13 protein-coding genes are annotated in these 13,110 nt (G+C 64.9%); 4 read left to right on the top strand and 9 right to left on the bottom strand.

Features of this window, described 5'->3' with window-relative positions:
* Positions 1-23: 23 nt before the first annotated feature.
* From N2605_RS12385 to N2605_RS12360, 6 genes are all read right to left on the bottom strand, one after another.
* Positions 24-803 carry a molecular chaperone TorD family protein gene (locus N2605_RS12385; protein ID WP_225149766.1) on the bottom strand — a complete coding sequence of 260 codons (780 nt, stop codon included), beginning with the start codon at positions 801-803 and terminating at the stop codon, positions 24-26.
* Positions 804-932: 129 nt separating this feature from the next.
* A complete protein-coding gene (locus N2605_RS12380) occupies positions 933-1,544 on the bottom strand; it encodes a DUF3306 domain-containing protein (RefSeq protein ID WP_036023636.1) in 612 nt (203 codons plus the stop codon).
* Positions 1,541-2,056, bottom strand: coding sequence for a DUF3305 domain-containing protein (locus N2605_RS12375; protein ID WP_260346702.1), 516 nt, complete (start codon positions 2,054-2,056; stop codon positions 1,541-1,543). Before N2605_RS12375 ends, N2605_RS12380 begins: the two co-directional genes overlap by 4 nt.
* Complete coding sequence (locus N2605_RS12370) at positions 2,053-3,060, bottom strand: DUF6352 family protein (protein ID WP_225111855.1); 1,008 nt, start codon at positions 3,058-3,060, stop codon at positions 2,053-2,055. The genes N2605_RS12375 and N2605_RS12370 overlap by 4 nt, the downstream gene beginning before the upstream one ends.
* Positions 3,057-3,596 (bottom strand): DUF6505 family protein, encoded by a 540-nt coding sequence (locus N2605_RS12365; protein ID WP_036005125.1) that lies wholly within the window; start codon positions 3,594-3,596, stop codon positions 3,057-3,059. Before N2605_RS12365 ends, N2605_RS12370 begins: the two co-directional genes overlap by 4 nt.
* The gene (locus tag N2605_RS12360) at positions 3,593-4,333 is read right to left on the bottom strand and encodes a biotin/lipoate--protein ligase family protein (RefSeq protein WP_225133610.1); all 741 of its coding nucleotides are present in this window, start codon (positions 4,331-4,333) and stop codon (positions 3,593-3,595) included. The genes N2605_RS12365 and N2605_RS12360 overlap by 4 nt, the downstream gene beginning before the upstream one ends.
* Positions 4,334-4,497: 164 nt before the next feature.
* On the opposite strand from N2605_RS12360, the gene N2605_RS12355 reads away from it, so the two are divergent.
* Positions 4,498-6,468 carry a 4Fe-4S binding protein gene (locus N2605_RS12355; RefSeq protein ID WP_260346697.1) on the top strand — a complete coding sequence of 657 codons (1,971 nt, stop codon included), beginning with the start codon at positions 4,498-4,500 and terminating at the stop codon, positions 6,466-6,468.
* A 30-nt stretch (positions 6,469-6,498) separates the two neighbouring features.
* On the opposite strand, the gene N2605_RS12350 is transcribed toward N2605_RS12355, so the two are convergent.
* A complete protein-coding gene (locus N2605_RS12350) occupies positions 6,499-7,788 on the bottom strand; it encodes a c-type cytochrome (protein ID WP_482151223.1) in 1,290 nt (429 codons plus the stop codon).
* Between the two features lie 88 nt (positions 7,789-7,876).
* Positions 7,877-8,137, bottom strand: coding sequence for a hypothetical protein (locus N2605_RS12345; RefSeq protein WP_128262436.1), 261 nt, complete (start codon positions 8,135-8,137; stop codon positions 7,877-7,879).
* Positions 8,138-8,373: 236 nt separating this feature from the next.
* On the opposite strand from N2605_RS12345, the gene N2605_RS12340 reads away from it, so the two are divergent.
* The gene (locus tag N2605_RS12340) at positions 8,374-8,496 is read left to right on the top strand and encodes a hypothetical protein (protein WP_260346694.1); all 123 of its coding nucleotides are present in this window, start codon (positions 8,374-8,376) and stop codon (positions 8,494-8,496) included.
* A gap of 313 nt (positions 8,497-8,809) precedes the next feature.
* Complete coding sequence (locus tag N2605_RS12335; RefSeq protein WP_260346692.1) at positions 8,810-9,946, top strand: GNAT family N-acetyltransferase; 1,137 nt, start codon at positions 8,810-8,812, stop codon at positions 9,944-9,946.
* 20 nt (positions 9,947-9,966) lie between these two features.
* Here N2605_RS12335 and N2605_RS12330 read toward each other — a convergent pair whose 3' ends face one another.
* Positions 9,967-11,184 (bottom strand): FAD-dependent oxidoreductase, encoded by a 1,218-nt coding sequence (locus N2605_RS12330; protein ID WP_260346691.1) that lies wholly within the window; start codon positions 11,182-11,184, stop codon positions 9,967-9,969.
* 409 nt (positions 11,185-11,593) lie between these two features.
* On the opposite strand from N2605_RS12330, the gene N2605_RS12325 reads away from it, so the two are divergent.
* A complete protein-coding gene (locus tag N2605_RS12325) occupies positions 11,594-12,940 on the top strand; it encodes a lipopolysaccharide biosynthesis protein (protein ID WP_128262439.1) in 1,347 nt (448 codons plus the stop codon).
* The last annotated feature ends 170 nt before the right edge of the window (positions 12,941-13,110 follow it).

The following is a 13,110-nucleotide window of genomic DNA, read 5'->3' as shown; positions in this document are numbered from 1 at the left end:
TCTCCCGGACCGAAGCGCCTCGGTCAGCTGGCGAATGTAAATGCTTCCGTCTCGATTTCGATGAAAGTGCGGCCGAGCGCGCCGACTGCGCGATAGAAACGGGCAGTCCCCGCGTTCTCGATGTCGGCGAACAACCGCCCCATCCATGGCGACACGTGCTTTTCGAAGAAGGCGCGCTGCGCCTCGTGTGAGGCATCGAAGCGGCCATCGGCAAGGCCCGACATGATCTCGCACAGGATGGCAGCGTGATCTTCGGGTTCGGAATCGTTGGCGATACGCTCGATGCCGAGCGTCATCAGGTCGCCGCGCAGGCGCGACAAAGGCCGTTCGTTGAGAAAGCCCGTGAGATAATAGGAAGCATAGGGCAGCAATTCACCGCGGCCGAGCCCGACAAACAAATCGAAATACTCCCGCTCGACTTTCGACGGGACGGCGCTCGAGGCCGCGTCGGCGAGCGCCGCATGCGCACGACCGAGCGGCGTCGCGTCTCCGCTGAGCGCGGCGAGCTGATCGAGCAGGCGCTTCGACGGAGGCGCAGACAGCAGCGCCGCGAGCAAGACGTATTCCCGCGCGCGCGCCGCATCGATGGGATCGACGAGCTCGGCGGAGCCGGCTTGCTCACCGTAAAGATCGGGCCGCAGATCGTTTCGGGAGACGCCGGTCGCCGTTTCGACTGCAACCACCCGTTGTGCGGGCACACGGGTCCAATTCGAGACGGAGGGCTGGCTGATGCCTATTTTGCGTGCAAGCTGAGCGATGCCGCCTGCGGCATCGATCGCTCGATCAAGTCCGTCATCGCGCACGTGGACCTCCCATCCCAGTCCCGTCTGCTTGATTATCGCTTTTGTTACAAAGCAGTAGGTAGCGTAATCCGGGTTCCAGCAACGGTCAATCGCCTGCCATAGCCTGTACCTATAGTCTTTGGTCGTGGTTCAGCGCGGCAGTGCACCACCATGCGTGCGGGACCTCACAGGCTCTGCAGAATCCGCAGGTCTTTCACCCACTGTCGGTTGCACTGCAGCAGGGATTGCCAGGTGCTGCGTCTCATCGGGCGGCTCGACGACATTGGAAACAAGTGCCACATCGGCTTGATGCGATTCCGCCGGAGAATCCGCCGTTTCGATCGACGCCTCAGCAAGAGTCTGGGCCGCCTCGCGCACGCCGCCGACAATGCGATCGACCAGTGCGGCCAGCTCCTCCGAGGAACAATCCAGCGGGCCAAATCCCGGCATCGCCGTCGGGTCGTTGAAGTCCCATGCATTCTCCGCGAGCCCGACGAAGTCGCGAATCGCGGGATCGGTCGCCCAAGCGCGGCGAAGAGCCGCAAGGCTCAACTCGCGAGGAATCCCCTTGCCGAGGAAGGCCGTGATGTCGGTGGCAGCATTGATCTCGTCGATCGACGGCAGGCTCGACAGATCGAACTCCGTCTCGTCCTCTTTGTCCTCGGACGGCGGCGTCGGCTGCGCCGGGGCAGGTTTCGCCGGCTCCGCTCGCGACTGCTGTTTGCGGCGGGACCAACGCGCAAGGAAGTCCTCCTCACTCATTCCTTTCCGCCTTCATGTTCGCGCCGCGCCAGCGCCTCCGGATCGGCACGGCGCCGCTTGCGTTTGACGAATTCGCGCTCGACATGGTGCTCGGCCACGAAGCTTTCAATCGCCTCGCGCAGCACTTCCGGCATCGGCACGGCCTCGACGAGATTGTCGGCGGCTTCGGTAAAGCCTTCGCCCTCGGCGGGGTCGGCGGTCACCGCGGTGACTGCATAGGGCCAGACGCCTTCCGCAGGCGACAACACGACCCAGATGCTCGGACCGCCGGAGGCGAGATTGTCGCGATAGCGCGCCGTCTCCGACGGATAGAGATCGATGGTCGCACTTCCGGCATAGAACAGGGTCGTGCCGTCCTGCTCGCGAAGCACGGTCCATGGCTCGGTCGACGGCTCGTCCGGCAGGACAGCAATTCCGCGCCAGATGAAATTGACCCAAGGCGAGTCGGCCTTGCGCCGCTCGACTACGACGCCGACGGCAATCGAGAGGGACGGCAATGCCGCGGGGCTCATGTCGCCATCTCCAGCCGCTTCACCGGCAACCCGGTCAGCAGATTCTGTGGCTTCATCCGCAGCTTCTGATCCGCCGTCATCGACAGGATCAGGTAGACCGGCTCATCCCCGACATCGTCGAGGGCACGGCTGGAATCCGCAAACGTCAGCCGGAACAGCGCCAGCACGCGATCGGCGTCGCGCTCGCCGAGCTCTTCGCCGTGCCACAGACGGTCGCCGAGCCTCGTGGCATCGGCGTCGAGCCCGACATACCAGCTCAGCTTCGCCTCGTGCAGCGCCCGTAGCGGCTCGATCACGACATCGATGCCGAGCAGGTGGGAGACCCAACGCGTCATCGCCTGCGCCAGCGCTACAGGTCCGCGGCCGTCGGCGGTCAGGTCGAGGGCCATGTCGAACTGGTCGCTCCGGTGCCAATAGGCCTCGGCATTCTCCTCGCCCAACACCTCGACCACCGCATCGGTGGTGGCGCCGAGCATCGACATCAGCGAGAGCACCGGGGTCGGGCTCCGGCCGCCGACGACCTCCTCGTCTCCCAGCAACAAAGCGTGCTCATGTGGGAGAACGCGCTGGATCCGGAAGAACAATTCGGCCGCGCGCAGCACGAACGGGTCGTCGCAGCCGTCGAGCGCGTTGCGCAGGATGACGTGCACGAGCTGGTTGACGAACAGCGGCGGCAGATCGTTCGCCCCTGATCGCACCCAGGCAAGATAAGCGGCTTCAAGCGTCGGATGCCGCAGCAGAAGATCGCGGAACGCCAGCACGAACTGCCAATTCTCCCTGGCATCAGCATCGGCAATCGCGGCGATCTCGCCGGCGCCGACGGCCTGGCGCGGGTCGGCGAGCAGATCGCGGTGCAGCCGGCGTTCGACCGGGCACGCGTCGTCCGGCGGCATCAGCTCGGGACGGGCAAAATAGGCTTTGAGAAATTCGTCCGTGACACGCAGGCCGCCGCCCTCGTCGCGATCGAGCAGGTGGTGACCACAGGAGATCCAGAAATCGTTCATCGGACGGTCGGCTCCCGGCCGAGATCCGCAAGCCTGAGATCGCCGTCCGGCTCGACGTCGTCCTCCATCTCGATGAACGAGAACGCCTTGCCATGCCCCTGGCCTTCCCGAAGCTGCAGCCGGCGGAACGACTCGCGGACCTCCCCGTCGCTCGAGGTGCGGTGCACTGCAATAAGCGAGCTGATGGGATGGCTGCAGAGCGACTGGGCAAAAGCGACCTCCTCTTCGGCCGCCGTTTTCGCCGCCGCCATATCCGGCGCGCCGAAACGATCGACCAATTGCCTCGCCAGCAGATCGACCAAGCCGTGGTAATCGTCCGCGGTCGCCGGAACGATCTGCGCCAGCGTCGACCAGCCCCAGGATTGCACCCCGAGGAACCCACCGCGAAACGCCGCGCGGGCCTTGCCCTCGAGCTTCGCGCCATCGCAATCCCAGAAGCGGAAGGCGCCGGAAACGGCCCATTCGCCCGGCTCTGCCGCCACGTCGAACACGAAAGTGTCCGAGGGATCGAGCGCGATCGTGCGCAGGAGTTTCACAGGCGCGGTCCTCCGAGGGCCGGATCGAGCCAGGACGGCACCGCGAGCGCCCGGACCAGGTCGCTTCGTTCGATCGTCTCCGTCCCGATGCGGCGCGTCAGGAGGTCGCCGCAATCATCTATGCGCTGTATCGTCTGCCTTTCACGCGGCATCCGCGTGAGATAGTCGCGCGCGACGCTGTCGAAGCCGTCGACCCTCCAGCCGTCCAGCGCCAGCATCAGATGCCGGGCGAAGCTTTCCGTGATCTGCGCCGCGCCCGCCTCGCCAAAGCCTTCCTGGTCAAGCGCCGAGGCCAGCGGGTGGACGCCTGGATCGTCATCATTCATGGCAACCGTCCGTATCATCGCGCCGAAGACCAGCCAGGGCGGCGGCGCGTCCTCGTCAGCTCCGGAACACCAACCCATCCGTCCGCCGCCGACCAGCCCCCCGTCGATCCTGACCGCATCCGGCCAGCCGATCGTGATCGGCTTGCTCGGCGGTGCATAGGCGCGAAGCGCGTCGGTGAGCGCGACCATGCCTGCGTAGAACGCACGCCGCGCGCTGCGCAACGGCTCGGCCGGCTCGAGCACCACGGCGAACTCGGCGAGGTCGAAGCGGCCGACATAGACGAGCGTTCCGGCGCCGCTCTCCGGTGCGATGCGGCATGCATGGGCAAAAGCGTCGCCGCTCTCGCGCAATCGCACCAATGTGAACGGCGGCGGCAGGTGGATCGGTTCCGCCGTGGAAACATGGCTCACTGGGATCGACGGCAGACCGTCCTCCGCTTTCCTTTTCTTCCCGATGGATAATGTCTATACGAGGCGAAGGGCCGGCGCGAGTCCGTCGTCGTCGTCCGAAAGGCGGAGGAGTTAACCTGGAGCAGCCGTCGAAGACCATCCTGATCTGCTCGTGCGAAGACACGATGCGCCTCGACGTGGCTGCAATCCGGCGCGCATGTCCGAACAGCGAGGTCAAGAGCTTCCGCCACCTCTGCGGGGCGGAGCTCGATCATTTCCGCAACATGGCCGCGACAGAAGGCGTGTTGACGGTCGCCTGCACGCAGCAGGCGGCGCAGTTTTCGGACGAGGCCGGCGAGCGGCCTGACGCGATCGGCTTCGTCAATATCCGCGAGACGGCCGGCTGGTCCCGCGACGGCGCGCACGCCGGCGCAAAAATGGCCGCCCTGCTCGCATCCGCCTCCATCCCCGCCCCGGACTATCCGCTCGTCACCTTGTCGAGCGAGGGCGTCATCCTGATCTACGGGCGCGATGAGGCCGCGATTGAGGCCGGCCGCCTGCTTGCCGATCACCTCGACGTCACCGTGATGCTGAAGCAGCTCGATGACACGGTGCCGCCGGTTGCCACGGTGTTCCCGATCGTGAAGGGCACGATCCGCTCCGCGAAGGGACATTTCGGCGCGTTCGAGCTTGTCATCGACGACTATGCGCGTCCCCGCCCCTCCTCGCGCGATCGCTTCGTGCTCGACTCGCCGCGAAGCGGGGTCACCTCGCGCTGCGATATCGTGCTCGATCTTTCCGGCGGTCTGCCAATGTTTCCCGCCCACGACCTGCGCGACGGCTATCTCCGCGCCGACACGAAAGATCCCGCCGCGGTGCTGCGCGCGGTGCTGACCGCGCGCGATCTCGTCGGCAGCTTCGACAAGCCCAGATATGTCGAGGTTGCGCCGGCGCTTTGCGCCCATTCGCGCTCGAAGCGTACGGGCTGCCATCGCTGTCTCGATCTTTGCCCGACCGGGGCGATCACGCCCGTCGGCGATCATATCGCAATCGATCCGAATATCTGCGCGGGCTGCGGCCAATGCGCGGCGGCCTGCCCGACTAGCGCGGTCTCCTACGCGCTGCCGCCCGCCGATACGCAGCTCCATAAACTTCGCGCCATGCTGCTCGCCTATCGCGAGGCCGGCGGCGCGAATGCGGTGCTGCTCTTTCACGACAGCCCGCACGGCACGCCGCTGATCGACGCCCTCGCGCGGCATGGCGACGGCCTGCCGGCGAACGTGCTTCCCTTTGCCGTCAACGAGCTCACGCAGGTCGGGCTGGAGGCGATCGTCGGCGCCTTTGCCTATGGCGTCTCTGCCGTGCGCTTCCTGCTCCGTGGCAAGCCGCGCCACGACGTGACCGGATTGACGCAGACGATCGCGATGGCTGAGGCGATCCTCGGCGGCCTTGGATTTGCGGGCCGTCGCCTCGCCACCATCGAAACCGACGATCCCGACGCGCTCGGCGCGCATTTGACTGATATCGGCACGCTCGCCGCGGTCCCGACGCCGGCAACTTTCAAGACCGTCGGCAAGCGGCGCGACCTCTTGCGGTTTGCCCTCAGCGAGTTGCATCGGCTGGCGCCGCAGCCGGTCGACGTCATCGCGCTGCCGCAAGGTGCGCCGGTCGGCGCAATCAGCGTCGAGACCGATGGCTGCACGCTGTGCCTATCCTGCGTCTCGGCCTGCCCGACCGGCGCGCTGCGCGACGATCCCGAGCGGCCGGTGCTGAAATTCATCGAGGATGCCTGCGTCCAGTGCGGCCTGTGCCAGAGCACCTGTCCGGAGAAGGTGATCAGCCTCAAGCCGCAGATCGATTTCCGCGCTGCGCGAGCGCCCGCCCTTGTCATTAAGGAAGAGGAGCCCGCGCTCTGCGTCCGCTGCGGCACGCCCTTCGGCGTCAAGAGCACGATCGACCGCATCGCCGCCAAGCTCGAAGGCCGGCACTGGATGTATCCGGCCGGCGACAAGCGAATCGAGGCGCTCAGGATGTGCGCGGACTGCCGCGTCGTGGTCATGAGCGAACAGCAATTCGATCCGTTCAAGGGCGTTCCGGAACGAACGCCGCCGCGAACGACGGATGATTACATCCGCGAACGCAACGGCAAGGACTAAAGCGGACGCCGTCGAATCGGCGCAAGGCAATCATCTCGACGTCGCGCGGGCCAGAAATTCGGTCAGCGCGCGCCGGTCCTCGGCCGAGCCGATGCGCTGCTCCGGCATCTTGGTGCCGGGGGTGTAGGCATTCGGCCCGATTTCGAACAATCGTGCGACGGTTTCCGGCGTCCAGACGATGTCCATCGTCTTCAGTGCATCAGAGAAGCGATATCCCGGCACCGAAGCGATCTTGCGGCCGTAGAGTCCCGCAAGTGTGGGACCCGCGCGCTGCACCTCCTTGTCCGAGAGCGTGTGGCAGGCAACACAGGCCCGAAACACATCGGCGCCGTGATCGCCGGCATAGGCCGCAAGCGGGTCGGCCGGTGTGCCGACCAGGCTTGAACCGATGGGATTGCCGGTGCGGGCATTCCAGCGCCTGATCCTGCCGTCCGCACCACCCGTCATCAGTGTCTCGCGATCGGCAAGGAAGGCGACCGCCCACACCGGCAGCCCGGGCCCAACCAGGGTGCGCAGCAGGTTGCGCGACTTGCGCTCGATGATCGCCACCGTGCCGCCGATCCCGGCCGCAGCGATCAGCGCACCGTCCGCCGACATGGCCAAGGCCACGACCGGCGTCGGACTGGCTGCGACCTCGCCGCTGACCTTGCCGTCCGTTGTCAGCATGCGCAGCCTGCCATCGACCGCGCCCGTGACGATTTCACCATCCGGCGCGACAGCCACCGCGTTCAGCGGCGCCGGCAAAGTCACGATGTCAGGTTGGCCATCCGGCAAACGCCAGATGCGCAGCGCAAGATCGTAGCCGACGCTGACGAGCCTGCCGTCCGGCAGGAAAGCGACCCCATTGACGTTCTGCGTATGCCCTTCGAGCATGCGGGATGTGCCGTCCGACAGCGACCAGAGCCGCACTGTCTGGTCCCATGACGCCGATGCGAGAAGCGTCCCATCGGACGACACAGCAAGCGCCGCGATCGGTGCGACATGTCCCTCCAGCACCCGGTCCGGTTCCGGCCGGCCCGCCGTCCACACCGCAATGCGCGCATCGGCGCCGGCCGTGATCATGCGGCCGTCTTTGAGAAAGGCGACGGCGTTGACGCCATCGGCATGATACCGCAGCACGTGCTCTGCCGTATCTGTCCTGAGCGACCAGCGGATGACGGCGGTGTCGAAGCTGCCGGAGAGAAGGCTGTCGTCATCGGGCGAAATGGCGAGAGCCCGTATCGGGCCGCCGTGTCCGACCATGTCGGCATGCACGGACGATGCGGCAAAGATGGTCCACAGCAATGCGGCCACCTTCGTGCACAGAGCCGATCTGTTCATTCCTGGCCGCCTGCTGACGTTCACCCGCTCGAGATTGCCAGAAGAGGCAACGGAAATGAATATCCTGGAACGGTCTACTTGAAACAGTCTACTTGGCCGGTGCCGTCGTGGTCTTGGACGACCCCTCCGGCGCGGGCTGCATTCCGGGCGGACTCTGGCCCTGGGGGCTTTCGGGCGGCGCACCACCCGAGCCGGTATTGATCGGACCCGTCCAACCTTGCGGCTGGAGCTGGCCCTTGTCCTCGGGAGGCGTTTGCCCCGTCGGCGAGTTGGTTTGCGCCGGCTGGGCCAGGGCGCCCTCGACAATGCAAAGTGCTGCGAAGCACAGGATCGTTCTCGGTAATTTCACGCCAAGCCTCCGATGCGCTCACCAGGCCTGCAGAAAACTTGCAAGACCCGCATCCGTTCCGGATCGTGCAGCGCAGCAGCACCGAGCTCCGGTCCCTTAGCTCGATGGGCGATGCGTCTTTCCGCCGATCCCGTGTTCAAAAGCCCATAGCGGGCGGATGGCTGATGCGATCGACGAGCTTGCTCGCCGCAGGCCCTGTCGTATAGATGGCGTGGTCCAATCGAGGGAGGCGGAGGATGAAGGCTTTTTTGCTTGGCTGCGTCGCGGCCGTGGTGATCGCGGTTGGTGGGATGGTGATCCTCGATCGCGTGCAGGAGCCCGCCGCGCACGCGTTTGCCACCACCGGGGTGCGTCTCTAAGAAGTCTCACTCGCGCTTGAGCCCGATCGGCCCGAGGATCGGAGCGGAGGGAACGAGCTCGACCTTGCGAACCATAGCTTTCCTGCAGCCGAGGATCGTAGATCATTGCCTGCGCCGTGCAGACGATGGCGCCGCGCAAGGTGCGCTCCATGCGCCATTTCCGCCTCCGGCTTCAGAATTTGGTAACCATACGAGCATGGTTGAACGCATTGGCGCAAATCGCGCGGCGGCAGTGTCTGACCTGTAACGGCCTTGGTATAAGCGCAGCTACGGTTCGAACGACGTTCGCGGATGATCCGGTTTCCTTGTGCGCATGAATAAGCCCAGCAACACGTTCGACATCGCCATCGAGCCGTCGTTCGACTTTCTGTCTCCGGAATATGCAGAGCTGTTCGATCGTTCGGCTGCCACTGCCTTCCAGCATCCGGTCTGGTTGCATAGCCTCTACACCAGGCTCGCGCCGGAAACGGATGCAACGGCTCTGATCGTCGTGGTGCGCTACCGCGACACCGGCGCCCTTGCCATGGTGCTGCCGCTGCTCCGGATCCGGCGCGGTCCGATACGGACCGTCGAGTTCGCCGACTTGCGCGTTTCCGACTATCTGGCACCGGTTTGCAGCCCGGACGTGTTCTCGCAATTGCTCCATGATGCGGCTGCATGCGCGCAGATTCGGCGCCTTGTCCGCCCCTTCGATCTGCTGCGAATGGCCAAGCTGCCTGACGGACGGCTTCCGATCGAGGACCTCCTCGCCACGTCCCGCCGTGTCTCGATGAACACCAATGCTTATGCCACGGTTCTGGTCGCGCCGTACGAGCAATGGCGGGCCAGTGCGATGGATCGCTCCTACCAGAAGGAGCTCGCCAAGAAATATCGCCAGCTGCAGAAGAAGGGCGCGCTGAGCTTCTCATGCTGCAGCGACAGCGCCGCCGTGCTCGAGACGATGGAGGTGATGAGGAAGTTTCGCGGCCCGCGCTTTCACGCACAAGGCGACGGAGACCTGCTGCAGCGGCCCGAATATTACGGCTTCTATTCCGACGTCGCCCTTCGGGGCCTTGGCTCCTTCGTTCGCCTCTATGCCATGAAGATGGACGGCGAAGTGATCGCCGCCGTGCTCGGATTGTGCCACCGCGACAGCTTCCTCGTCATCATGAGCGCCTTCGACATCGCCGGCTACAAGAGCCAGTCCATCGGCGCGCTGATGTTCGAACAAGTGGCGCGGGATTGTATCGAGCGCGGAGATCTGATGCTCGACTTCACCATCGGCGACGAGCCATACAAGAAATCGTTCGGCGCACAGGCTTCACCGATGTGGGAGGTCACGCAGGTCGGCAGCGCCGTAGGCGCGATCGCCCTCTTCGCGCTGAAGCAGGCGCCCTGGCTCAAGCTGGCGGCCAAGCGGCTCTCCGATTTGAAGGTTCAGCCCGCCCACACCGCGAGGCCCACGCGCTGACCGGCGGGGGGTCGCAGAGATCAGGCGCGCAATACGCCGCGGACGCGGCCAAGCCAGCCCGGATGCATCTGATCGACGCGGTGTGCAAGACTGCGCCGCAGGAAGTGCAACCGTCGCCGCACGTCCCAGCCGATATCGTTGCGCGAGGTCAGCGCCTGGCGGAAGCGTGCCATCTTCAGCGATTGCTGATCCGCCGCGATCTTGTCGCGATCGGCATAGAATTGCGAGATCTTCTCCAGGCCCATGCCTGCAGTCATGAGCCATCGCGGCACATATTCGGTGCAGAGACGGTCGACGTCCACGAGCAGGCGGGCGACGCCCGTTCCGGCCGCAGGACAATTGGTCTGGAACGCATCGCCGATGAGCACGATTCCGGGCCGGAGATGCCCCTCGACGACGGTCAGATCCATCACCCAGTTCTGGACGCGATCGGTCACACGGAAATCGCCGAGGTAGCTCCGCAATCCCGGCAGCAGGCGCAAAACTGTCGCCTCCGGTTCGCGGCGCAACTCGCGCATAACAGGATCGGTCGGATCGCGGAACATGAAGAGATTGGCACGCATTCCGGCGTGGACGGGAAACAGGCTGAGATAGTCGATGCCATCGGCGGTGCGTTCGCCGTAACAGGTCAACGCCTCGAAATCGAACGGGGTGCCATCCTTGCGCGCGATCGTGAAACCGAACGACACCGAATGGCGCTCGGCAAGCACGCGCCGCCTGATGCCGAGCTTGTAGCCCAGGGCTCCCGCCATGCCGGTGGCCAGAACGACGAGGCGCGCCGCCACGCGCCGTCCGGAGGCGAGCTCGAGATGCTGGACATCGCCGCTGCTGCCAATCGCTGTGACCTCGTCGACGATCAGGTTGGAAGGATCCGGAAGCTGGCGACGCGCCATTGCGACGAGATCGGCATAGGCAAATCCGTAAGCCCTGCCGACGCTGACATCGACCACCTTGCCCTCACGGATGTTGAGCACTTGATCATATCGGCACGCGACATCTTCGAGCGCATCGAGAAAGCCGAGCTTACCGAACAGCTCCAGCTGATGGCCGCCGATCTTCTCGACCCGAAACTCATCCGGATGGACTGCCCGCTTGTCGATCAGAGCGACGCGACGCCCTGCCCGCGCCAGCACGGCCGCCGCAAGCGATCCCGCAAGACCGCCACCGACGAGGGCGACGTCCGAGTCGATGGTTGCGGTCTCGTCCCCGTCGACCGGCTCGGTCACGGTTCTCGTCATGGCTCCGGCTCCCACGGTTAACAGCGTCTGCAGTGCAATTCTCTCGCCTGATGTCGCATCGCAGGGCCGGGTGCGAACATTTCCTGAGATTGAGGTTAATGACCGCAGGTGCCCAGTTCGCCGACTCGCCGCGGCACGCGTCTTGCTGTCCCGAAACCATTCTGCACGCGAGCCCCGGATCTCGCCTTCTCAGTCGTCGATGCGGCGTTATGCCGTCCGTCGCGCGAGTTGAAACTCGCAGATGTTGGACAATGGAGACAGCGATGTTCCAGAACGAAGCAACCCGTATCACCGCGATCGCCGAAATCCTCCAACTCGTCCATTAACACTCGCGATTGCTCGACATGCTAGGTTCTCGCCGGTATCGGAACATGTCTCGTCAGGGGAGCGCGGCTCCCTTAACCCTTCCATGATCGCATCCATTCTCCAGTTCATGCGGCGCGACGTCACGCGCGGTGTCGCCGGGACCATCCTGCTCAAGGTCGGCAGCGGCGTGCTCGCGTTCGCGTTGTTCTCGCTGGCGGCGCGGACGATGTCGCCTGACGGCTTCGGCATCTTTGCGACCTGGCTGTCGGTCGCGCAGATCGCAGCCGTGGTGGGACTGGTCGGCCAGGAATCCCTGCTGGTGCGATTCCTGAACGAATATCAGGTCGGCGAAAGGCCGGACCTTACCAAAGGCGTGCTGCAATCGAGCTTGAAGATCGCCTCGGTCGCAATGCTGATCGTGATCGGCGGGATCGCGATCGTCGCGAGCATGAGAGGCGACTGGTGGCTGCTGATCCTTGCGGTGTCGGCCTACACGGCCGTCAATGCCGGATTGATGCTCGGCAGCCAGATCGCGCGCTCGCTGGTCAGCATTATCATGGGCGAAGGAAACCGCGAGTTCCTTTGGCGGGCCCTCGTCGTCGTGTTCCTGCTCGTCATGCTGCTCGCCCATCGCCAACTCGATCCGGCCGAGCTGTTCGCGGCGATGACGGTCGCCATGTCGGTTGGCCTTGTTGCGCAGATCGTATCCGTCGCGCGCGTGCTGCCGGATCTGCGCAGTACGCCGGCGCGCTCGGAGACGTCACGCTGGCGATCAAGTGCCCTGCACTTCTGGCTCGCATCGATCCTCGAAGTCGCCAATCAGTATCTCGACGTCATTCTGGTCTACTGGATGCTGGATCCGACGACCGCGGGAATCTACTTTGCCGCCTCGCGCCTCGCCAACATTTTCGCCATGGTGTCCGCGGCGCTTTACACGTTCGGTGCGCGCCGGCTCCCGTCGCTCTATTTCAGCAAGAACCACGGGGAGTTCGAGCGGACCTCGCGCTTGATGGCGGAAGTGACTGGGCTCTGCGTCGTCGCCGGTCTCGCCACGATCTGGATCGGCGGCCCCTATCTCCTCAACCTGTTCGGACCTCATTTCGCCGAGCAGCATTCGGTCCTGATCGTGCTTGCAATCGGAACCGCCATTCAGGCGGCGGGCGGCCCGGCTGCTGCGATCCTGCAGCTGACCGGTCATGAACGAATCTATGTGCCGGTGGTCGCTGCCAACGTCGGGCTGCGGCTCGTCGGATTTCTCGTCCTGGTCCCCTTCCTCGGCGTGCTTGGCGCGGCGATTTCGACGACCGTGTCGCTCGCGCTCGCGACCATCGCCCTGAACGTCCTCTGCCGCCGGCGCAGCGGGGTGGATCCTTCCGTTCTGGTGCTCTTGCGCTTCCCAGCATCGAGGCGCGGCAATTATGCCGTTCGTAGCGCGGACTCGCGTGACTAGGTGTCAGCACGCGCCGCCGGGGTGAACGCGCAGGACCGATTGGTTAACGCGCCAGCCGGGAACCAGCGGAAATGCTGCGCCAACGACACCGTCGCCATCGCGCCGCATTAACTCCGTTTGTTGCTAGCCGGTGTCCGCGGGATGCCCGCATGATAGGTACGGAGTTAAGA

Origin of the sequence: Bradyrhizobium yuanmingense, from assembly GCF_025200905.1 — a bacterium.
Classification (GTDB): Bacteria; Pseudomonadota; Alphaproteobacteria; order Rhizobiales; family Xanthobacteraceae; genus Bradyrhizobium; species Bradyrhizobium yuanmingense.
The sequence above is the reverse complement of the archived record's forward strand: the minus strand, read 5'-3'. Positions and strand labels throughout refer to the sequence as shown.